The organism is Nocardia sp. NPDC051052 (genome assembly GCF_044456045.1).
Lineage (GTDB): Bacteria > Actinomycetota > Actinomycetes > Mycobacteriales > Mycobacteriaceae > Nocardia.
Map to the genome: position 1 here is coordinate 1,077,950 of NZ_JBITFL010000001.1, position 21,471 is coordinate 1,099,420.

The 21,471-nt window shown below is 68.0% G+C and carries 21 protein-coding genes; 16 read left to right on the top strand and 5 right to left on the bottom strand.

Annotation, left to right across the window (positions count from 1 at the left end; all coding sequences use genetic code 11):
- Window positions 1–11: 11 nt before the first annotated feature.
- The 3 genes from ACIBCN_RS04860 (at window position 12) to ACIBCN_RS04870 (ending at window position 5,151) form a co-directional block, all read left to right on the top strand.
- The gene (locus ACIBCN_RS04860; RefSeq protein ID WP_396990106.1) at window positions 12–3,176 is read left to right on the top strand and encodes a BTAD domain-containing putative transcriptional regulator; all 3,165 of its coding nucleotides are present in this window, start codon (window positions 12–14) and stop codon (window positions 3,174–3,176) included.
- Window positions 3,177–3,331: 155 nt separating this feature from the next.
- The gene (locus ACIBCN_RS04865) at window positions 3,332–4,459 is read left to right on the top strand and encodes a serine hydrolase domain-containing protein (protein ID WP_396990107.1); all 1,128 of its coding nucleotides are present in this window, start codon (window positions 3,332–3,334) and stop codon (window positions 4,457–4,459) included.
- Between the two features lie 50 nt (window positions 4,460–4,509).
- On the top strand, window positions 4,510–5,151 hold the full coding sequence (locus ACIBCN_RS04870; RefSeq protein ID WP_396990108.1) for a hypothetical protein: 642 nt from the start codon (window positions 4,510–4,512) through the stop codon (window positions 5,149–5,151).
- Window positions 5,152–5,224: 73 nt separating this feature from the next.
- On the opposite strand, the gene ACIBCN_RS04875 is transcribed toward ACIBCN_RS04870, so the two are convergent.
- Together ACIBCN_RS04875 and ACIBCN_RS04880 are read right to left on the bottom strand one after the other, a co-directional pair.
- Window positions 5,225–5,719 carry a DinB family protein gene (locus ACIBCN_RS04875; RefSeq protein ID WP_396990109.1) on the bottom strand — a complete coding sequence of 165 codons (495 nt, stop codon included), beginning with the start codon at window positions 5,717–5,719 and terminating at the stop codon, window positions 5,225–5,227.
- 254 nt (window positions 5,720–5,973) lie between these two features.
- Window positions 5,974–6,306, bottom strand: coding sequence for a hypothetical protein (locus ACIBCN_RS04880; protein WP_396990110.1), 333 nt, complete (start codon window positions 6,304–6,306; stop codon window positions 5,974–5,976).
- Between the two features lie 490 nt (window positions 6,307–6,796).
- Here ACIBCN_RS04880 and ACIBCN_RS04885 point away from each other — a divergent pair, with 490 nt between their 5' ends.
- The 7 genes from ACIBCN_RS04885 (at window position 6,797) to ACIBCN_RS04915 (ending at window position 13,309) form a co-directional block, all read left to right on the top strand.
- Window positions 6,797–7,267, top strand: a complete 471-nt coding sequence (locus ACIBCN_RS04885; protein ID WP_396990111.1) for a DUF5946 family protein — start codon at window positions 6,797–6,799, stop codon at window positions 7,265–7,267.
- Window positions 7,268–7,294: 27 nt separating this feature from the next.
- On the top strand, window positions 7,295–8,368 hold the full coding sequence (gene argC / locus ACIBCN_RS04890; RefSeq protein ID WP_396990112.1) for an N-acetyl-gamma-glutamyl-phosphate reductase: 1,074 nt from the start codon (window positions 7,295–7,297) through the stop codon (window positions 8,366–8,368).
- Entirely contained in the window at window positions 8,365–9,585 is a 1,221-nt protein-coding gene (argJ, locus tag ACIBCN_RS04895; RefSeq protein WP_396990113.1) for a bifunctional glutamate N-acetyltransferase/amino-acid acetyltransferase ArgJ, read from the top strand. Before argC ends, argJ begins: the two co-directional genes overlap by 4 nt.
- The gene (argB, locus tag ACIBCN_RS04900) at window positions 9,582–10,514 is read left to right on the top strand and encodes an acetylglutamate kinase (RefSeq protein WP_396990114.1); all 933 of its coding nucleotides are present in this window, start codon (window positions 9,582–9,584) and stop codon (window positions 10,512–10,514) included. Before argJ ends, argB begins: the two co-directional genes overlap by 4 nt.
- Window positions 10,511–11,734 (top strand): acetylornithine transaminase, encoded by a 1,224-nt coding sequence (locus tag ACIBCN_RS04905; protein ID WP_396990115.1) that lies wholly within the window; start codon window positions 10,511–10,513, stop codon window positions 11,732–11,734. Before argB ends, ACIBCN_RS04905 begins: the two co-directional genes overlap by 4 nt.
- Window positions 11,731–12,687 carry an ornithine carbamoyltransferase gene (argF, locus tag ACIBCN_RS04910; protein ID WP_396990116.1) on the top strand — a complete coding sequence of 319 codons (957 nt, stop codon included), beginning with the start codon at window positions 11,731–11,733 and terminating at the stop codon, window positions 12,685–12,687. The genes ACIBCN_RS04905 and argF overlap by 4 nt, the downstream gene beginning before the upstream one ends.
- A gap of 106 nt (window positions 12,688–12,793) precedes the next feature.
- The gene (locus ACIBCN_RS04915; RefSeq protein WP_396974223.1) at window positions 12,794–13,309 is read left to right on the top strand and encodes an arginine repressor; all 516 of its coding nucleotides are present in this window, start codon (window positions 12,794–12,796) and stop codon (window positions 13,307–13,309) included.
- Window positions 13,310–13,315: 6 nt separating this feature from the next.
- Here ACIBCN_RS04915 and ACIBCN_RS04920 read toward each other — a convergent pair whose 3' ends face one another.
- Entirely contained in the window at window positions 13,316–13,471 is a 156-nt protein-coding gene (locus ACIBCN_RS04920) for a hypothetical protein (RefSeq protein ID WP_396990117.1), read from the bottom strand.
- Window positions 13,472–13,728: 257 nt separating this feature from the next.
- Here ACIBCN_RS04920 and ACIBCN_RS04925 point away from each other — a divergent pair, with 257 nt between their 5' ends.
- From ACIBCN_RS04925 to argH, 3 genes are all read left to right on the top strand, one after another.
- Window positions 13,729–14,931 (top strand): argininosuccinate synthase, encoded by a 1,203-nt coding sequence (locus ACIBCN_RS04925; RefSeq protein WP_396990118.1) that lies wholly within the window; start codon window positions 13,729–13,731, stop codon window positions 14,929–14,931.
- Window positions 14,932–15,021: 90 nt separating this feature from the next.
- Window positions 15,022–15,942: an SAM-dependent methyltransferase gene (locus ACIBCN_RS04930; RefSeq protein ID WP_396990119.1), complete on the top strand. Its 921-nt coding sequence runs from the start codon at window positions 15,022–15,024 to the stop codon at window positions 15,940–15,942.
- A complete protein-coding gene (gene argH / locus ACIBCN_RS04935) occupies window positions 15,939–17,360 on the top strand; it encodes an argininosuccinate lyase (protein ID WP_396990120.1) in 1,422 nt (473 codons plus the stop codon). The genes ACIBCN_RS04930 and argH overlap by 4 nt, the downstream gene beginning before the upstream one ends.
- A 48-nt stretch (window positions 17,361–17,408) precedes the next feature.
- On the opposite strand, the gene ACIBCN_RS04940 is transcribed toward argH, so the two are convergent.
- Window positions 17,409–18,080, bottom strand: coding sequence for a hypothetical protein (locus ACIBCN_RS04940; protein ID WP_396990121.1), 672 nt, complete (start codon window positions 18,078–18,080; stop codon window positions 17,409–17,411).
- Window positions 18,081–18,212: 132 nt separating this feature from the next.
- Here ACIBCN_RS04940 and ACIBCN_RS04945 point away from each other — a divergent pair, with 132 nt between their 5' ends.
- Window positions 18,213–18,536: a DMT family transporter gene (locus ACIBCN_RS04945; protein WP_396990122.1), complete on the top strand. Its 324-nt coding sequence runs from the start codon at window positions 18,213–18,215 to the stop codon at window positions 18,534–18,536.
- A gap of 57 nt (window positions 18,537–18,593) precedes the next feature.
- On the opposite strand, the gene ACIBCN_RS04950 is transcribed toward ACIBCN_RS04945, so the two are convergent.
- Entirely contained in the window at window positions 18,594–19,130 is a 537-nt protein-coding gene (locus ACIBCN_RS04950) for a Uma2 family endonuclease (protein WP_396990123.1), read from the bottom strand.
- Between the two features lie 434 nt (window positions 19,131–19,564).
- Here ACIBCN_RS04950 and ACIBCN_RS04955 point away from each other — a divergent pair, with 434 nt between their 5' ends.
- Both ACIBCN_RS04955 and ACIBCN_RS04960 read left to right on the top strand, forming a co-directional pair.
- A complete protein-coding gene (locus tag ACIBCN_RS04955) occupies window positions 19,565–20,371 on the top strand; it encodes an ATP-binding cassette domain-containing protein (protein WP_396990124.1) in 807 nt (268 codons plus the stop codon).
- Between the two features lie 34 nt (window positions 20,372–20,405).
- Complete coding sequence (locus ACIBCN_RS04960) at window positions 20,406–21,461, top strand: ABC transporter permease (RefSeq protein ID WP_396990125.1); 1,056 nt, start codon at window positions 20,406–20,408, stop codon at window positions 21,459–21,461.
- Window positions 21,462–21,471 lie beyond the last annotated feature (10 nt).

Here is a 21,471-nt window from a genome sequence, read left to right on the forward strand (position 1 = left end):
GGATCAGGTAGGTGCAGATCGGGATACTTGGACCATTCGAAATTCGCACGGACGACGGCGCTTTCGCCGACGTGCCGGGCGCGCGGCTGCGCGGGCTGTTGGTCGCGCTGGCGCTCGAACCAGGTCACGCGGTCCCGAAGGCGACGCTCATCGACTGGATCTGGGGTGAGCAGCCGCCCGCCGATGCGGCGAATGCCTTGCAACGCTTGGTTTCCCGGCTGCGCAAGGCGCTGCCGGACGGGGTGGTCGAGGGGCAGCCGGACGGCTACCGGTTGCGGGTGGAGCCCGACGCCGTCGACGCCGTGCGGTTCGAACGCCTCATCGCCAAGGCCCGCAACGACGAGGACCAGGGGGTGCGGCGGCTGCGCGAGGCCCTCGCGCTGTGGCGCGGCGCGGCCATGCAGGACATCGGGCTGCTGGAGAGCGCGGCGTTCGACGCGGCGGTCACCCGGCTCGACGGTTTACGCCTGACCGCGCTGGAGGAGCGGTTCGATGGCGAGATCAGCCTCGGCCACGGTGCCGAGCTGGTCACCGAACTCACCGACCTGGTTGCCGCGCATCCGGTGCGGGAACGGCTGGTCGCCGCGTTGATGCGGGCCCTCGTCGCGAGCGGTCGCGACACCGAGGCGCTGCTCGCGTACGAGCGGATGCGCGAAACCCTGGCCGACGAACTGGGCGTCGACCCGTCGCCGGAGCTGTCCGCGTTGCACGTCGCGCTGCTGCGCGGCGAGCTGGGTCGGCGGGAGGAGAACCGCAAGACCAACCTGCGTGCCGAACTGGCCAGCTACGTCGGCAAGGACAACGACGTCGCCGCGGTCCGCGACCTCATCGCCGACCATCGGCTCACCACGCTGATCGGGCCGGGCGGCTCCGGGAAGACCCGGCTCTCCACCGAAACCGCGCGCACGCTGGTCGACGACCTGCCGGACGGCGTCTGGGTGGTCGAACTCGCGGCCATCGGCGCGGACAGCGGCAAGGAAGGCGAGTGGGGCGGGAACAATGTGGCGCAGGCGACGCTGTCCGCCCTCAAACTGCGCGACGCGCTGCTCAGCGACGCGGCGGACATGGAGCCGACGGACCGGGTCATCGCCGCGATCCGCGATCGGTCGATGCTGCTCATCCTGGACAACTGCGAGCACGTGATCGAGTCCGCGGCGAGCTTCGCCCATCGGGTGCTCGGCGAATGCAGGCGGGTGCGGATCCTCGCGACGAGCAGGGAACCCCTCGGCATCACCGGTGAGGCACTGTGGCCGGTCCTGCCGTTGGTGCTGCCCGCGGTGGACGCCGACCCCGCCGAGATCGAGGCCGCGCCGGCGATCCGGTTGCTGCGTGATCGGGCGAGCGCGGTGAGCAGGGAGCTCGGCACCGACGCCGGCACGCTGGCGACGATGGTGCGCGTCTGCCGGGCGCTGGACGGAATGCCGTTGGCCATCGAACTCGCCGCGGCCAGGTTGCGCACCATGTCCCTCGATCAGCTCGCCCACCGGCTCGACGACCGGTTCCGCCTGCTGACCGGCGGCAGCCGTACCGCGCTGCCGCGGCACAAGACGCTGCGCGCGGTGGTCGACTGGAGCTGGGAGCTGCTCACCGACGCCGAACGGGTTGTGCTGCGCAGGCTTTCGGTGTTCTCGGGCGGGGCGAGCCTGGAAGCGGCCGAGCGGGTCTGTGCCGGAACGGAAGTCGAGCGGGATCAGGTGGATGAGTTGCTCACCGCGCTGGTCGAGAAATCGCTGTTGGTCACCGTGGGCGACAGCGTGCCGCGCTACCGAATGCTCGGCACCATCAAGGAATACGCCGAGCAACGTCTCGCGGGGGCAGGCGAATCGGACCTGACCCGCCGCGCGCATCTGACCTACTTCACCGAACTCACCGAGATCGCGGAGCCGCATCTGCGTCGCGCCGAGCAACTGGCCTGGCTCGCCGCCCTCGAGGCCGAGCACGACAACATCGCGGCCGCGATGCGCGGTGCGCTCGCGGCGGGCGAAGCGGCCGACGCGATGCGGCTCGCCGCCGGTGCGGGCTGGTACTGGTGGCTCGGCGGCCACAAAATGGAGGGCAACGAGCTGATCATGGCCGCCGTCGCCCTGCCTGGCGAGGTGCCCGACGAGACCAGGGCCTGGGTGTACGCGCTCATTGTGCAGTTCGTGACCGGCGGTCAGCAGAGTGACGAGCACCAGGCGGCGGAGTGGATCCACCAGGCATACGAGATCAGCCAGCGGACCCTGGACCATCACCCGGCGCTGGGGTTGGTCGCCCCGCTCGAACGCATGCTGCGGGACCCGGCCGCGGTTTTGTCCGCCTGGGAATCATTGCTGGATGACAAGGATCCCTGGGTGCGCGCACTGGCCCGGCTGCAGCTCGGCAAGATGCGGATCCAGCTCGGCCAGGGCGGCCGCGAGGCCGACGAATATCTCGCGCTGGCGCTGGCCGAGTTCCGGGCGCTCGGCGAACGATTCGGTATTTCGTTCGCCCTGACCGAACTGGCGAATCGAATCGCCATGCGCGGCGAGTTCGCCGCCGCCTGCGAGTACTACGAACAGGCGATCACGGTCGTCACCGAGGTCGGTGCCATCGAGGATGTCGTGTCGATGCGGTCGCGGCAGGCCCAATTGTATTGGCTACTAGGCGATGTGGAGTCCAGCGCGGCCGCCATGGCCGAGGCGCAGCGTGCGGCGGAACGCGTCGCCTGGCCGAACGCGCTGGCCGAGTTCGCGCTGTCGAAGGCGGAGCTCACCCGCTGGAGCGGCGATGCCGAACAGGCCCGACAGCAACTCGCCGTCGCGACAGGACAGCTCGGCGATATCGGTAAGCGGGCCATCGTCCGCGCGATGGTGCAGGACATGCTCGGTTACCTCGCCGAGGACATCGACGAGGCCAGGGAACACCGCGCCGCCGCCTTCCATGCGGTGTCGGAGGCGGGGCATCCGATGCTGATCGCGCAGGTGCTGGTCGGAACGGCGGATCTGGCGCTGCGCGGGCAACAGTACGAGCAGGCGGCGCGGCTGCTCGCGGCGAGCGCGGGTGTGCGCGGTCTGCCGGACCGTTCGCATCCGGATGTGGCCAGGATCGAGCAGGCAGTGCGCGGCCGCCTCGGCGACGCGGGGTTCGAGGCGGCGGCCCGGGAGAGCACGGAAGCGAGCTGGAGTCAGTTGGTTTCGGTCACGCTCGCGTCTTGACGGTGGCCGACGACCCTCGGGACCAGGCCTGACGTCCGTCTGTCAGGCCGGTGTTCGAGCGTGTCAGAGGCCGCGTCAGCCCCGTGACGGTCCGGTGTCAGGGCGGCTGGCGAATGTTGTTCCCATCGAACGGCACAGACCAGAGATGAGGAACCATGACAATCCAGTTCACCCAAGCGGCCACGACGACCACCGCGCCGAATCGCCCGGAGTTGCAGCAGGTGATCCAGGAGGCCGTCGAGGCCGGTTACGCCGGAGTGCAGCTGCGGGTGCGCGACGAGCAGGGCGAGTGGGTCGGCAGCGCCGGAGTGAGCAAGCTGGGCGAGGACGCGAAACCGGCGACGAACGGGCTGTTCCGGATCGGCAGCAACACCAAGACCTTCGTCGCGACCGTTGTTCTGCAACTGGTGGCCGAGGGCAAGATCGGGCTGGACACCCCGGCGGCCGACTACCTGCCCCAGTTCGAGCTGGACCCGCGGATCACCGTGCGAATGCTGTTGCAGCACACCAGCGGCGTGTTCAACTTCACCGGCGAGTACTTCCCGGACGGGACGATCGTGCCGGGAATCCCCTGGCAGGGCCAGGAATGGGTGGACAACCTGTTCCACAGCTACCCGCCCGCGGAGCTGGTGCGGCTGGCCTTGTCCAAGCCCGCCCGGTTCGAGCCCGGCACCGACTGGAGCTACTCGAACACCAACTACGTGCTGGCCAGACTGGTGATCGAGAGCGTCACCGGCCGGTCGTTGGCCGAGGAAATGCACCGGCTGATCCTGGGTCCGCTCGGACTGACCGGCACCGTGGTGCCGGACTTCCAGACGGAGATCCCCGAGCCACACGCGCACGGCTACTACGCGTACCAGGACGGCGATGCGTGGAAGGTGGTCGACACCAGCAGCATGAACCCGTCCTGGATCTCCGCGGGCGGTGACATGATCTCCACCACCGCGGACCTGCAGACGTTCATTTCCGCGCTGATGAGCGGCAAGCTTCTGCCTGCTCCGCTGCTGGCCGAGATGCGCACCCCGCGTGCGACGGGTCTGCCGAAGAACGAGTACGGCCTCGGGCTTTTCGTCGAGGAAACCGACGGCGGCGACATCCTCTACACGCACAACGGCGGCTTCTTCGGCTGGGCGGCACTGATGTACAGCACGCCCGACGGCAGCAAGACCATGACCGCCTCGATCACCACCGGCGACGCGAAGGTCGACTTCGCCGAAATGTCCGCGACGTTCCTGCAGGTGCGGCAGCGGCTCGTCAACGCGGTGTTCGGCGACCAGGCCTGATCGAACTTACTAGACCCCCAATACATTTCACCCACTCGAGGAGTACAGCCATGCCTACTTTCCAGACCCCGGAACCGATCACCGTCACCGTCGAGGTGCCCGCAGGCAACGTCCAGGTGATCGCCTCGGACCGCACCGACACCTACGTCGAGGTCCGGCCGACCGACGCGGCCAAGAAGGCCGATGTGCGCGTCGCCGCGCAGACCAAGGTCGATTTCGCCGCAGGCGTCCTGACTGTGCGGACGCCGAGCGGGTGGCGGACCTACTCGCCGCTGGGTGGCAACCCCTCGATCGAGGTGCTCATCGAGGTGCCGACCGGCTCCCGGCTGAAAGCCACTGCGGGCGTTGGCCAACTGCTGGCCACCGGCGAATTCGTCGAGTCCGTGCTGGCGATCGCCGCCGGTGACATCGCGGTCGAGAGCCCGCGCGGTGCGGTGACGGCAAAGGTAGCCAAGGGCGATATCCGCATCGGTGACGCGTCGCGCGGGGTGCTCCGGCTGGAGACCTCGATGGGCGAGTTGGCGGTAGGTATCCGACCGGGCAGCGCGGTGCGGCTGGAAACCAACGCCGTGTCCGGCACCGTGCAGAACCTGATGGCACCGGTCGCCGGTTCGGACACGGTCGACACCGTGCAGGTGTACGCGCGAAATTCGTTCGGCAACATCATCATCCGGCACGACGTCGCGGCCTGACACCGCTAAAGGCAACGGCCCCGGGGTCCGCGTATCAGCGGAAACAAATCCCGGGGTCGAGCCATGTCCGGGTTCACGCTGTGATCGGGTCGTTGATCTGCTCTACCAGAATGTCGGCGTGGCCGGTGTGCCGCCCGTATTCCGCGATCAGGAACAGGTAAATCCAACGGACACTGACGATTCCGGCGCGCGGATGGTGCACGGTGTGCGCCAGGTCGTAAGGTGCCACGATCGTCGCGGATCTGCGGCTGGCCCGTTCGAACTCCGCGATCACGTCGTTGAGCGTCTCGTCGTCGGAGACGGCGAAACTGCCGGCTCCTGGCGTTGCGTAACCGTCGCATTCGGCTTCGGGCAGGCCGGCCAGATAGTGCTGGAACCAGATCCGTTCCGCCGCGGCCGCGTGCTTGATCAGTCCGATCGGCGTTGTCGCGGAGGCGACGAGCCGACGGCGGGACTGTTCGGCCGAGAGTTCCCGCACCTTCTCGACGAGTGCGGCCCTGCCGCGATCGAGGGTGTTCTCCAGCAGCGTCCGCTCGGGTCCGGCGGTGATTCGGGCAGGGGTAGTCATGGTTGCCTCCTTGTGGCGGGTTTGTTTGTGGCCGAAGATGATTGGCCAGACGATGTCGACGCGGTCGGCGTTGCCGATGGCGTGCGCTACAGCGCATCTGACTTGCCGTGGGAGCCGCGAACGAGTCGTACTCGACCCGGGCGTTCGAATGCACCGGGGAGACTTGCCGACACTGCGAGTTTAACGAATGACGCCGAGACGTCCACCCCCTCCACTTGCGCGGGTGTCGGGGGTGGACTGGTGCTGCGTCGGGGTTACTTGATGAATCTCACTGAGCGGAACTCGACATCGCGCTCACGCTCGCCGGGGCCCATCGCGTTCACGACCCTGCCGTCGCAGTCGTCGCCGCGGAAGAGTTCGGCGACGCGATTGGTCTTGTTCTCGGCGAAGCCCTTGCCTTCGATGCGGTAGCACTTGTTGTTCTTGGGGTCTTCGAGCCGCTTGTGGTCGCCGTGGTGGGTGTAGATGAACGTGCCCTTCGCCTCCAGGGTGCCCGGATCGGGATCGGCATGAGCAGTGGTAGCTCCGCCGAGAGCCAATGCGAGAACCGCGCCGGCCGCGGCGAGAGCGCCTCCGATGTGTTTCATGATCTGCCTTTCGTAGAGCCTTCACCCACGTATCTCGTGAAACGTGGTCGCTCCCGGGCACCTTGTGGGTCGCGCCGGGGCTTTGTCTTGGCCTGGCCAGTCGACGTCGACGGCACCGATGGTAGCAAGATTCGCACTGGGGAAATCGATCAAATCTGTTGTGCCACAGTGGAATACGTGAAAGATACGTACTGTCATTTGACCGCGCGGGAGCCTCGGGGGCGTCGAGTCGGGAGTTGACGCGCGGCAACGGGGCCGATCATGAACTAGCTCTTCACGCCGAATGGCGGGTTCGTTCCTGCGCTGTGGGCCTGTCCGCATGGGGTCCGAAATGCCCACTGGTTCAATGGGATTACTCCCGGCGATGATGCTAACAACTTGTGCGCACGACGGTTCCCCAGTCGTCGGCGGGCGCGTGTTCTCGGCGACGAAGGCCGATGCGGCAGACGGTGGGAAGCTACGAAGTCGTCGGCTTGGCTACGCTCGAAACGTGGCAGCGGCAGAGGCGTGTGAGTGCGGTGCGGCGGCGCCGTGCCTGGAGGTCTGGCACGAGGTGCTCGAGGCCGAACAGGAAGATGCGGCGATGTACCCATGGCACCTGCCCTTGGTGTGCGCCTTCGTGCTGCAACATCGTTCGCACTTCCTGGCACCGCATGCCGACGTGCAGTTTCGGATAATCCAGTTCTATGTCGACAAAGGGGTCGACGCGACCGGCTGGTTCGCTCGGCATCAGGTCGCCCGCAATGGAAAGGCCAAGCGCGGATTCGATATGACGCCGCTGCAGCCGTATGTGGCGCTGCCGCGGTCGGCCTTCCCCGGCCGCTTCGCGCTGAGCGTCCACGACCTCGCCGACGGCTCCGGTGGCTACGTCGGCGACGGGTATCCGGCCTACGGCGAACGGATGCGCAGCCTGGCCCGGGCGACCATCGAGGGCTGGCTCACTACCCCACCTCGTGAATGAGATTGCATAGTCGTGCATAATCATCACATGGTTGATTCGGTGCACGCGCCGGAGCCAGGCGCGCCCGCGTTGCGGGTCGCGGTGGCCGGGGCGAGTGGGTACGCGGGCGGGGAAGTGTTGCGGCTGCTGCTGGGGCATCCGGCGTATCGAGCCGGGCGCCTGCAGATCGGGGCGCTGACGGCGGGCGCGAACGCCGGGAGCCCGCTCGGGGCGCTGCAGCCGCATTTGCTGCCGCTTGCGGATCGCCTGCTCGCGCCGACCAGCGTCGACGAGCTGGCCGGGCACGATGTGGTGTTCCTCGGGCTGCCGCACGGACAGTCCGCGGCCATCGCGGAGCAGCTGCCCGCATCGACGGTGATCATCGATTGCGGGGCCGATTTCCGGCTGACCGACGCGCGGGCGTGGGAGAAGTACTACGGAAGCAAGCACGCGGGCAGCTGGCCCTATGGCCTGCCCGAGCTGCCCGGTGGCCGCGAGAAACTGCGCGGCGCGAGCCGGATCGCGGTGCCCGGCTGCTATCCGACGGTGGCCAGCCTCGCGCTCGCACCCGCCGTTGCGGCGGGGATCATCGAGCCGAGGGTGCATGTCGTCGCGGTGAGCGGAACCTCGGGCGCCGGACGCAAGCTCGACGTCGGGCTGCTCGGCTCCGAGGTGATGGGTTCGGCGCGGGCCTACGGCATCGCGGGCGCGCACCGGCACACCCCCGAGATCATCCAGAACCTGTCCGCGGCAGCCGGTATCGACGTCGCCGTGTCGTTCACGCCGGTGCTCGCGCCGATGCCGCGCGGCATCCTGGCGACCTGCACCGCGCCGACCTCGGTGGACGTCGCGCAGGCGCGTGCCGTCTACGAAAAAGCCTATGGCGACGAACCTTTCGTGCACCTGCTGCCGGAAGGTGTCTTGCCGCAGACCGGTTCGGTGCTGGGCTCCAACGCCGTCACCCTGCAGGTGGCGGTGGATGCCGACGCGGGCTTGCTCGTGGTGATCGGCGCGATCGACAACTTGACCAAGGGCACCGCGGGCGCCGCGGTGCAATCCATGAACCTGGCCGTCGGATTCGACGAGACCGCAGGACTTTCCACCGTAGGAGTGGCACCGTGACGACATCCGCCGCGACATCGACCGGCAAGCTGGTGCGGAACCAGGGCGTGACGGGGCCGCTCGGCTTCCGCGCGGCCGGTATCGCGGCAGGCATCAAGGCGAGCGGAAAGCCGGACCTGGCCCTGGTTTTCAATGAGGGCCCGGAATACGCCGCGGCGGGCGTCTTCACCCGCAACAAGGTGAAGGCCGCCCCGGTGCTGTGGTCCCAGCAGGTGCTGTCCGGTGGCCGCTTGCGCGCGGTGATCCTCAATTCCGGCGGCGCCAACGCGTGCACCGGGCCGGGCGGCTTCCAGGACACGCACAAGACCGCCGAGGAACTCGCTGCCGCACTGAGCAATTGGGGCTCCGAGACCGGCGCCGGCGAAATCGCCGTCTGCTCCACCGGCTTGATTGGTGACCGGCTGCCGATGAACAAGCTGCTGCCCGCGATCACCGAGATCGTGCACGAGATGGGCGGCGGCCTGTCCGGCGGCCTCGACGCGGCGCACGCCATCATGACCACCGATACGGTGCCGAAGGAAGCCGCCTTCCATCATCGCGACAAGTGGAACGTCGGCGGCATGGCCAAGGGCGCGGGCATGCTCGCCCCCTCGCTGGCCACCATGCTGGTGGTGCTGACCACCGACGCCGCCGTCACCGCCGACCAGCTGGACCAGGCGTTGCGCAACGCGACCACGCGCACCTTCGACCGGCTCGACGTCGACGGCTCCTGCTCCACCAACGACACCGTGCTGCTGCTGGCCAACGGTGCCAGCGAGGTCACCCCGAGCCAGGCCGACCTCGACGCCGCCGTCCTCGCGGTCTGCGACGACCTGGCCGCCCAGCTGATGGGCGACGCCGAGGGCGTCACCAAGCGGGTGCTGGTCACGGTCGCGAGCGCGGTCAGCGAGGACGAGGCGGTGGCCGCCGCCCGCACCGTCGCGCGCGACAGTCTGGTCAAGACAGCGCTTTTCGGCTCCGACCCGAACTGGGGCCGGGTGCTCGCCGCGGTCGGCATGGCGCCCATCACCCTCGACCCGAACCGGATCTCGGTGTCGTTCAACGGAAATCCGGTCTGTATCGACGGCGTCGGCGCGCCCGGCGCCCGCGACGTCGACCTGTCCGGGATGGACATCGAGGTCCGCATCGACCTGAATGTCGGTGCCGCGCAGGCCACCATCCGCACCACCGACCTCTCGCACGGCTATGTCGAAGAGAATTCGGCCTACAGCTCATGACGGGCCAACTCCACGAGGACCTTTCGGCGCTGGACAAGGCACACGTCCTGGCCGACGCGCTGCCCTGGCTGCAGAAGTTCCGGGACAAAATCGTCGTCGTGAAGTTCGGCGGCAACGCCATGGTCGACCCGGAACTCGAGCGGGCCTTCGCCGCCGACATGGCCTTCCTGCGCACCGTCGGTGTGCACCCGGTGGTGGTGCACGGCGGCGGCCCGCAGATCAGCGCGATGCTGAAAAAGCTGGGGCTGGCGGGCGAATTCCGCGGCGGCTTCCGGGTAACCACCCCGGAGGTGATGGAGGTCGTGCGGATGGTGCTGTTCGGTCAGGTCGGTCGCGAACTGGTCGGGCTGATCAACGCGCACGGCCCGTACGCGGTCGGCATCTCGGGCGAGGACGCGAATCTGTTCACCGCGACCCGCCGCACCGTCGAGGTCGACGGCGTACCGACCGACATCGGCCTGGTCGGTGACGTCACCTCGGTCAACCCGGACGCGGTGCTCGACCTCATCGGCGCGGGCCGCATCCCGGTGGTCTCCACCATCGCGCCGGACGCGGACGGCGTGGTGCACAACATCAACGCCGACACCGCCGCCGCCGCGCTGGCCCAGGGCATCGGCGCCGAGAAGCTGGTGGTGCTGACCGACGTCGAGGGCCTCTACACCGACTGGCCCGACCGCAACTCGCTGATCACCCGCATCGATACGGCCGCGCTCGCGGAGTTGCTGCCCCGCCTGGACGCGGGCATGGTGCCGAAGATGGAAGCCTGCCTGCGCGCTGTGCGGGGCGGGGTGCCGAGCGCGCACGTCATCGACGGTCGCGTCCCGCACGCCATGCTGCTGGAACTGTTCACCGGAGAAGGAATCGGAACGATGGTGACGCTCGCCCCGTCCTCGAACGGGGTCGGCTCGCTGGACGGAACGAAAAAATGAGTACAGACCAAGACCTCCAGACGCGGTGGACCGCCGCGATGATGAACAACTACGGCACCCCGAAGCTCGCGCTGGTGCGCGGGGCGGGCGCGGTGGTCTACGACGCCGACGGCAACCGCTATGTCGACTTCCTCGGCGGCATCGCGGTCAACAGCCTCGGTCATGCGCACCCGGCCATCCTGGCCGCGGTCACCGAGCAGCTCGGCACGCTCGGGCACACCTCGAATCTCTATGTGAACGAACCGGTTGTCGAATTGGCTGAGCGGTTGCTCGCGCACTTCGGCGACGGTTCCTCGGAAGCGGGACACAGCGGCCGCGCCTTCTTCTGCAACTCGGGCACCGAGGCCAACGAGGCGGCATTCAAGATCGCCAGGTTGACCGGGCGGCGCAAGATGATCGCGTGCGAGGAGGCGTTCCACGGCCGGACCATGGGCGCGCTCGCGCTCACCGGGCAGGCGGCCAAGCGGACACCGTTCGAGCCGATGCCCGCCGGTGTCGTGCACGTGCCCTACGGTGACGCCGCGGCGCTGGCGGCCGTCGTCGACGCGGACACCGCCGCGGTGTTCCTGGAGCCGATGATGGGGGAGAGCGGCGTCGTCGTTCCGCCGATCGATTATCTGGCCAAGGCTCGCGAGATCACCAGCAGGCACGGCGCGCTGCTTATCCTCGACGAGGTGCAGACCGGCATCGGCCGGACCGGAAAGTTCTACGCGCATCAGGCCGTTGGCATCGTGCCCGACGTGATCACCCTCGCCAAGGGACTCGGCGGCGGGCTGCCGATCGGCGCGGTGCTGGCCACCGGCCCGGCCGCCGAACTGTTCACGCCCGGCCTGCACGGCACCACCTTCGGCGGCAATCCGGTCTGCGCGGCGGCCGCACTCGCGGTGCTGCGCACCATCGACGAAGAAGACCTGCTCGCGCACGTGGAGTCGATCGGCAAGCGGCTCGTCGACGGCATCGAACTGCTGGAGCATCCGTTGGTCGCGCACGTGCGTGGCGCCGGGCTGCTGCTCGGCATCGTGCTCACCGACGATGTCTCCGCCCACGTCGAGGCGCGTGCCCGGGCGGCCGGATATCTGGTGAACCCGGCCAAGCCCAACGTGATTCGGCTCGCGCCGCCGCTGATCCTCACCGAGACCCAGGCCGACAATTTCGTCGCCGATCTGCCGGAAATTCTGGACGCGGCGACCCAAGATGCGAAGGAGGCTGCGGCGCAATGACTTCAGCACAGCACGCGGTACGGCACTTCCTCCGCGACGACGATGTGAGCCCGGCCGAGCAGGCCGAAATCCTCACCCTCGCGGCCGAACTCAAGCACGCGCCGTTCTCCCAGCGTCCGCTGGAAGGCCCGCGCGGCGTCGGGGTGATCTTCGAGAAGAACTCCACCCGCACCCGGTTCTCCTTCGAGGTGGGCATCGCCCAGCTCGGCGGGCACGCGGTGGTGGTGGACGGGCGCGACACCCAGCTCGGCCGGGAGGAAACCCTCGGCGACACCGGGACGGTGCTCTCACGTTACGTGGACGCGATCGTGTGGCGCACCTTCGAGCAGTCTCGGCTCGACGAAATGGCCGCGACCGCAACGGTTCCCGTGGTGAACGCGCTGTCCAACGAGTTCCACCCGTGCCAGGTGCTCGCCGACCTGCAGACGCTCGCCGAGCGCAAGGGCGGCCTCGCGAGCCGCAACCTCACTTACTTCGGCGACGGCGCGAACAACATGGCGCACTCCCTGCTGCTGGGTGGCGTCACCGCCGGGCTGAACGTAACCATCGCCGCGCCAACGGGTTTCGAGCCGCTGCCGTGGATCCTGGAGGCCGCGCGCAAGCGGGCCGCCGAGACCGGCGCCACCATCACGCTGACCGGCGACCCGATCGCCGCGGCCGACGGCGCCGACGCGCTGGTGACCGACGCCTGGACCTCGATGGGTCAGGAGAACGACGGTCTGGACCGCGTCGGGCCGTTCCGCCCGTTCCAGGTGAACAGCGATCTGCTCGCGCGGGCACAGCCGGATGCCGTGGTGCTGCACTGCCTACCCGCCCATCGCGGCGAGGAGGTCACCGACGAGGTCCTCGACGGTCCGCACAGCGTGGTGTGGGACGAGGCGGAGAACCGGCTGCACGCGCAGAAGGCGCTGCTGGTGTGGTTGCTGGCCAAGCGAAGTGACGGTGCGGCGTGAGCGAGTACGCGCGAGCGAACCGAGGACACGGCGTGCGTTCGCGCACGACGGAGCCGAGTGCCTGCGAGGTGGCGGACGGTCGGCGATCGAGCATCGAGGTGCGGTCGTGAGTGTCGCGCATCCGGAACCGGGTAAGACGGGCCCGGAGATCGCTCGCACCCGGGCCGGGCGCCAGTCCCGCATCGTCGAACTGCTGACCGCGCACGCGGTACGCAGCCAGACCGAACTGGCGGCGCTGCTCTCCGCCGAGGGCATCGAGACCACCCAGGCCACCCTCTCGCGTGATCTCGACGAGCTCGGCGCGGTGAAACTGCGCGCCGCTGACGGTGGTGCGGGCGTCTATGTGGTCCCCGAGGACGGCAATCCCATCCGCGGCGTCATCGGCGGCACCGATCGCCTCGCGAAGCTGCTCGGCGATCTACTGGTCTCCACCGACCACAGCGGCAACATCGCGGTTTTGCGCACCCCACCCGGTGCCGCGCACTACCTGGCCAGCGCGCTGGATCGCGCGGCACTGCCGTACATCGTCGGCACCATCGCGGGCGACGACACCATCGCGGTCATCGCCCGTGAGCCACTGACCGGGGCCGAACTGGCCGCGAAGATCGAGGAGATCGCCTGACGGCGGTCAGGAGAACGGGTACTGGCCGTTGCCGCCGCCACCCGGCCCTTTGCCCGGTGTGCCCGCGTTGATGATGTCCTGGACGAGGTCGACGACGGCCCGTCCGATGTTGAGGACATCGTTGCCGAGGGTGCTGAATTCTTGCGCGATGAGGTGCAGCATTGCGTCCGTCCTTCTACCCGCTCGAGGTTTCCGCTCTTCAGGGTCGCACACGGGGCAGGGCTCGCCAAGGGGGTAATTCGCTTGATGGGCAGTGACTTTCGCGAACGATCCGGGGCGGCGGGGGAGCGCACCGGACCCCCGTGGTGAATGGGCTTGCATCATCGTGCATAATCATTTGTAGGACGTGCGGGCCGCTGCGGCGGGAAGCCGGTCCGTACTTTCGAAGACAAGCATCGAAACCGAGGAGCACACAGACCATGTCCGAACGCGTCGTACTCGCCTACTCAGGTGGGCTGGACACCTCCGTGGCGATCAGCTGGATTGCCAAGGAGACCGGTTCCGAGGTGGTGGCCGTGGCCATCGACCTCGGCCAGGGCGGCGAGGACATGAACGTGGTGCGCCAGCGAGCGCTGGACTGCGGCGCGGTCGAGGCCATCGTGGTGGACGCGCGCGACGAGTTCGCCAACGACTACTGCCTGCCGACCATCCAGGCGAACGCCATGTACATGGGCCGCTACCCGCTGGTGTCGGCGATCAGCCGCCCGCTCATCGTCAAGCACCTCGTCGAGGCCGCCAAGTTCCACGGTGCCAGCACCGTCGCGCACGGCTGCACCGGCAAGGGCAACGACCAGGTGCGCTTCGAGGTCGGCATCGGCGCGCTCGCGCCGGACCTGAACGTGATCGCCCCGGTCCGGGACTACGCGTGGACCAGGGAGAAGGCCATCGCCTTCGCCGAGGAGAACTCGCTGCCGATCAACGTCACCAAGAAGTCCCCGTTCTCGATCGACCAGAACGTGTGGGGTCGCGCGGTGGAAACCGGCTTCCTCGAGGACCTCTGGAACGCGCCCACCAAGGACGTCTACGACTACACCGCCGACGCCACGGTCAACTTCGAGGCGCCCGACGAGCTCATCATCACCTTCGAGAAGGGCATCCCGGTCGCCATCGACGGCCGCGCGGTCAGCGTGCTCGAGGCCATCGTCGAGCTGAACCACCGGGCGGGCCGCCAGGGCGTCGGCCGGCTCGACATGGTCGAGGACCGGCTCGTCGGCATCAAGAGCCGGGAGATCTACGAGGCGCCCGGCGCCATCGCGCTGATCACCGCGCACCAGGAGCTCGAGGCCGTCACCGTCGAGCGCGAGCTCGGCCGGTACAAGCGGCAGGTCGAGCAGCGCTGGGGCGAGCTGGTCTACGACGGCCTGTGGTTCTCCCCGCTCAAGCGCGCGCTGGACGCGTTCGTCGGCGAAACCCAGGAGCACGTCTCCGGCGACATCCGGATGGTGCTGCACGGCGGCAACGCGGTCGTCAACGGACGGCGCTCGGAGCAGTCGCTCTACGACTTCAACCTGGCCACCTACGACGAGGGCGACACCTTCGACCAGTCGCTGGCCAAGGGCTTCGTGCAGATCCACGGACTGTCCTCCAAGGTCGCCGCGCGGCGGGACCTGAACCAGAAGTAGGCGCGAGCTCGGCCGCCGAGCCGATCACTCAGGAATCGCCCGTAGTGTCGGGGTCGGCCGATGCGTCGGCTCGATTCGAAGGGAGCGACGATGCGGACCGAGGGTGACAGCTGGGACATCGTGAGCAGTGTGGGTGCGACGGCACTCGGTGTCGCGGTGCTGCGCGCCGGCGAAACCCGGCGGGCGGACGCGCTGTTCCACGACCCGTACGCCGGGTTGCTGGTGATGGCGGTCGGCTCGCCCGTGTGGACTCGGCTCAGCGCAGGCGCGGGTGACCTCGAGGTGTCGGCTATGCGATCCTACGGTTCGCTCGGTGATCTCTTGGTCGCCCGTACCTGCTATTTCGACAGCTATTTCGAGGCGGCCGCCGGCGCGGGCATCCGGCAGATCGTCATCCTGGCGGCCGGGCTCGATGCCAGGGCGCACCGGCTCGACTGGCCCGCGGGCACCACGGTTTTCGAGCTCGACCTGCCGAAGGTGTTGCAGTTCAAGTCATCCGCCTTCGCCGAGCAGGGCGTCACGGCCGCCGTCGAGCGCCGCGAGGTGCCCGTCGATCTACGCGGGGATTGGCCTGCGGCGTTGCGGGACAACGGTTTCGACCAGCACAAGCCGACCGCGTGGCTGGCCGAAGGGCTGCTGCGTTACCTGCCGGTCGACGCGCAGGACCGGCTGTTCGAGCACATTGTCACGCTGAGCGCGCCGGGCAGCCGGGTCGCGGTCAACATGACGACGGCGGAGCGGGCGCCGGGCCTGCGCCGAACCGACGCCGCCAGGCAGCAGGTACTCGCCGCGCTCGACATCGAGGTCGACGTCGACCGGCTGTGGTATCCCACCGAAGGCCGCAGCGACCCGGTGCAGTGGTTCACCGCGCACGGCTGGACAGCAACCCGCGCGGACCCGGCGCGAGTACTGATCGATCGCGGCCGCGACGTGCCCGACGACGTCGCCGCGGATATGCGCACCCACCTACTGATGACCGCAACCCGACCCGGAGGAGACAGCACACCATGACGCAGAGCGGCAGCACGAACACCGGTGCGCTCTGGGGCGGGCGCTTCGCGTCCGGACCGGCCGAGGCGATGGCGGCGCTGAGCAAGTCGACCCACTTCGACTGGGTCCTGGCGCCGTACGATATTCGCGCGTCCAAGGCGCACGCGCGGGTGCTGCACAAGGCCGGACTGCTCTCCGAGAGCGACCTCGCCGGGATGCTCGCCGGGCTGGATCAGCTTGCCGCGGAAGTGGATTCGGGCGCGTTCGCCCCCGCCGACTCCGACGAGGACGTGCACGGCGCGCTGGAGCGCGGGCTGATCGACCGGGTCGGCACCGAGCTCGGCGGGCGGCTGCGGGCCGGGCGCTCCCGAAACGACCAGGTGGCCACGCTGTTTCGGATGTGGCTGCGCGACGGCGTGCGCCGGGTCGCGGTCGGCGTGCTCGACGTGGTCGACGCGCTGGTGACGCAGGCGGACGCGCATCCCGACGCCGTGATGCCGGGCAAGACGCACCTGCAGGCCGCGCAGCCCGTGCTGCTCGCGCATCACCTGCTCGCGCACGCGCATCCGCTGCTGCGCGACATCGATCGGCTGCGCGACTTCGACAAGCGAGCGGCGGTGTCGCCGTACGGTTCCGGCGCGCTGGCCGGTTCGTCGCTCGGCCTCGATCCCGAGGCGATCGCCGCCGAACTGGATTTCGATGCGTCCGCCGCCAATTCGATCGACGCCACCTCCTCGCGTGATTTCGCCGCCGAGGCCGCGTTCGTGCTCGCCATGATCGGCGTCGACCTGAGTCGGATGGCCGAAGAGGTGATCCTCTGGAGCACACCGGAATTCGGCTACATCACGCTCGCCGACGCCTGGTCCACCGGGTCCTCGATCATGCCGCAGAAGAAGAACCCGGACGTCTCCGAACTCACCCGGGGTAAGGCGGGCAGGCTCATCGGCAACCTGACCGGGTTGCTCGCCACGCTGAAGGCGCAGCCGCTGGCCTACAACCGAGACTTGCAGGAGGACAAGGAACCGCTGTTCGACTCGGTCGCCCAACTGGAGCTGCTGCTCCCCGCCATCGCGGGTCTGGTCTCGACGCTCACCTTCCACACCGACCGGATGGCCGAACTTGCCCCCGCCGGTTTCACTCTCGCCACCGACATCGCCGAATGGCTGGTCCGCCAGGGTGTTCCGTTCCGCGTCGCGCACGAGGCGGCGGGCGCCTGCGTCCGCGCCGCCGAATCCCGCGGCGTCGGCCTCGACGAACTCACCGATGCGGAGTTCGCCGCCATCGACCCGGCCCTCACCCCGAAGGTCCGCGAGGTCCTCACCGTCCAAGGCTCCATCGCCTCCCGCGACGCCCGCGGCGGCACCGCGGCCACCCAGGTAACCGTCCAACTCAACGAAATCGCCACCACCACAGCCCAACTCCGCACCTGGCTGGGCTGACCGCCGGCGCATCCAGATCCTGAGTGCGGGTGCGGCTGTTGGGTCAGCTCAGCGCGGGAGTAGGTCCGCTATGTGGAGGAGCGGAGCTGCGAGGGCTGGGATCTGCTCGGGGTTCTGCAGGCGGCCCGTCCGGTAGGAGAGTAAGTCCTGTCCGGCGAGGCTCCAGGGTGGTGCGACGTTGGCCACGTGAGCGTCGATCAACGGCTTGCTGATCAGCCAGCGGGCGTAGTTGGGGTCGCTGGTGCGGATGCGCAAGCGGGCGTCGAACGCCGCGTTGCCGGTCGCGGTGGGTTTGTCGCCGAACAGTGAGCGGCCGAGCTGCGAGAGCAGACCGCGCGGTTCGACCGCGATCGGTAGGTATGGTCGGTGCAGCTGCACGACGACGGCGATGTAGTGGTGTTTGGTAGTCGATGTCGTGCTGCTGTTGTCCGATGAGTAGCTGGTGGACGTTGTCGTGTAGTGATAGTCCGCCACGGTCACCCACCGCCCGCCCATCGGCCCGGTCAGCATCGCCCCGAGACCACCCTTGTTGCGGCCGGGCAGTCTGGCCGTCCAGTCCGCGCGGGCATGCTGGGTAAAGCTCCATCCGTTTGCTGTTGTCCACGCTTGCAATCGATTCCGGCGCTGTCGCTCGGCATGAATCGACAGCACGGCAAAGACGATCAGCAGCCCGACCATCAGCACCACGCCCAGCCCGATAAACAGCACGACCGAATTCATCCGATCTCCACCTCCCCATCGTTCGATCGCCGAGCCACCCCGCGGCTGCCACGATCACCGAGTTCGCCCCGCCCACTGCACATTCGGCAGCGCGCCGCCCCGCTATTCTGCGGCACTCGATACGCTGCCGCCATGACCCTGTTGCTGCTGGCCATCGCCATTGCGTCCGAGGTGACCGCCACCGTCTCGCTGAAGGTCTCCGACGGATTCACCAAGCTCATTCCGTCGATCCTGGTTGTGCTCGGCTACGGCAGCGCCTTCTGGTTTCTCTCACTGGCGCTGAAGCGCGGTATGCAAATCGGCGTCGCCTACGGCATCTGGTCCGCCGTCGGCGTGGCCGCCATCGCCCTCATCGGCGTGCTCTTCCTCGACGAGCGCCTGACCCTGATCCAAGTCGGCGGCATCGGCCTCGTCATTATCGGCGTCCTCGCCCTCGAACTCGGTGGTGAACACTGAACTAGCGGGTGTGCCGACCGTCATCGAGAACGATCGGCACCCCGAACCTGGTGTCGATCAGAGGAACTCTTTTGTATCCAGGTCGAAGTTGAACGGTGCCGGCAGTCGTAGCGGCGCACCGAATTTCGCGGTGGCGTTACGCCGGTATTCGTTGTCGGCTGGCTCCCAGTAGATCAGTACTTCGCCACGGTGACGGTCGACGAGCAGATAGGTCGGGATCTCGGCCTGTGCGTAGGCGTCGCGCTTCTCGATGCGATCGACGTCGGCGTCACGTTCCCGACCCGAGGTGATTTCAACGATCATCACGACTCCGGCGGGATCCGACCATGGCGGCTGGTCACGGAAGTACCCACGGGGTGCAACCGCCCCATCGACGCGAGCGCGGCTCGCGCGATAAGAGGGGATGCGCAGACCCCGCTCGTGCAGTAATCGCAGCTCTGGGCAATGGTCGCGAATCTGATCGCCGATTGTGCTGGCGTACTCGTCATGCTCGCCATCCGGAACCGGAACCACGTAGATCCTTCCATTGATCAGCTCGACGTCGACCTCCTCGGACGATGCGCGCTCCAGTACCTCGAACTCGGCGAGGGTCACATCGGCGTCCATGCTGCTCATATCCCCAGGGTAACTGGGTGGCGCGGGTTCGGTCTGCTGGTCGTCCGCCAGCAGATGTCGCGCTGCGGTGCGCGGGCTCATCCGGGGCCCGGGTCCGGTCGCGGGCGTCCACGGTCCATTGGCAACTCCTTCTACTCGACGACAGGACTGTTGTGCATTTTCTTTGACGTGCGACGCAGCCAGTTGGTTCCCGGGAAATCTCCTCGACTTTCAGCGCTGAAACTGCAGCATTGGCGCGCCTTACCCGAGGAACCTGCCAACGTGGGCATTCCGTGCATTGTTTTCTCGCCCGGAAACCGAGTTCCGTTGCGCCTTCCGCATTTTCCCGAATACGTCCCACGAGATGAGGGGCGAACGTAGCATCGGGCGATGGACTGGACGTTTGCTCAGCTGTGCGCGCACGGATGTGGCCGATGACCTCGGACGATGCCGCGAAACCGGCCGAAACCGCAGGTGCTTCCGCCGTCGTGCTGCAAGCCGAGGGGTTGGTGAAGCGCTATGGCGGGGTCGAGGCGTTACGTGGCGCGAACTTCGCGGTGAGCGCCGGTGAAGTCGTCGCCTTGATCGGCGACAACGGCGCGGGTAAATCGACGCTCGTGAAATGCCTTTCCGGCGCCGAGCAGCCGGATTCCGGGCGGATTTTGCTGGACGGCAAGCCGGTGGTGCTGAATACTCCGACGGCCGCGCGCAAACTCGGCGTGGAGACGGTGTATCAGGATCTCGCGGTGGCGCCCGATCTGGACCCGGCCGCGAACCTCTTCCTCGGCCGCGAACTGGTGCGCAAGGGGCTGCCGGGCAAGCTCGGCATGCTGGATCGTACCGCCATGAGAGCCCAAGCGGTCGAACACTTCCGGCGCCTCGGCGTCACTCTGCAGAGCTCGGACGTGCCGATCGGCTCGCTGTCCGGCGGGCAGCGGCAGAGCGTCGCGGTGGCCAGGGCGGTGATGTGGGCCAGCAAGGTGGTGTTCATGGACGAGCCGACCGCCGCGCTCGGCGTGGTGCAGCGCGAGCGGGTCCTGGAGGTGATCCGGCGCGTCGCAGGCGAGGGCATCGCGGTGGTGCTGATCAGTCACAACATGCCGGAGGTCTTGGCGGTCGCAGACCGCATCGAAGTACTCCGGCTCGGCAGGCGGGTGGCGCGGTTCACCGCGGCCGAGGCCACGCTCGAGCAATTGGTCGGCGCCATGACCGGCGCGCTGTCACAGGAGGGTGCGGCGTGAGACGCCAGTGCTCCATGTCTCGCGAGGATGTCGCATGAGTGAGGTCAAGTCCGTCGATGTCGACGGGAACGGCAACGGTGGCGCCGGGTTACCGGAACGCACTGTCCTGCAGCGACTGATGGGTGCGAGCACGGTGTGGATCGGCGTGGTGCTTGTCGCGTTGTGCATCGTGTTCAGCGTGCTGCGGCCCGACGCGTTCCCGACCCGGTTCACCTTCCAGACGCTGCTCATCGAAACCTCGGTGCTGCTTGTCCTTTCGGTGGGGATGACGTTCGTGATCATCACCTCCGGCATCGACCTGTCGGTCGGCATGGTGCTGATCTTCTCCGGCGTGATCGGCGCGAAATCGATGGAGTGGCTGAGCCCGGACCAGGACGCCACCGGCGCGGGCTGGGGCATCATCGGCGTAGGTTTCCTGCTTTCCATTGCGGGCGGCGGTCTTTGGGGGCTGATCAACGGATTGCTGGTGGCCAAGGCCAAGATTCCGCCGCTGATCGTCACCCTGGGCTCGTTCGGCGCCGCGCTCGGCGCGGCCCAGCTGATCACCGGCGGCGTCGACACCCGGACGGTGCCCGAAAATCTGCGTGACACACTCGGTTTCGGCACCACGCTGGGCGGGATACCGAACCTGGTGCTGGTCGCCACCGTGGTGACGGTGCTCGCCGCCTGGGTGCTGCACACCACCCGGTTCGGCCGCTACACCTACGCCATCGGCTCCAACGAGGAGGCCGCCCGGCGGTCCGGCATCGCGGTCACCCGGCATCTGGTGACGGTGTACCTGCTCACCGGCGTGCTCGCCGGTCTGGCGGGCTTCATGAATCTGGCCTACTTCGGCACCACCACCATCGGCGGGCACACCACCGACAACCTGGATGCCATCGCGGGCGTAGTGATCGGCGGCACCAGCCTTTTCGGTGGTGTCGGCTCGATCGTCGGCACCGTGATCGGCGTGTTCATTCCGTCGGTGCTGAAGAAGGGGTTCGTCATCGCGCAGGTGCCGGTGTTCTGGCAGCCGATCGCGGTGAGCGTGGTGCTCGTCGCGGCGGTCTGGTTCGACCAGCTCCGCCGCAGGGCCCGCGATCGGAAATAGGAATTCGATA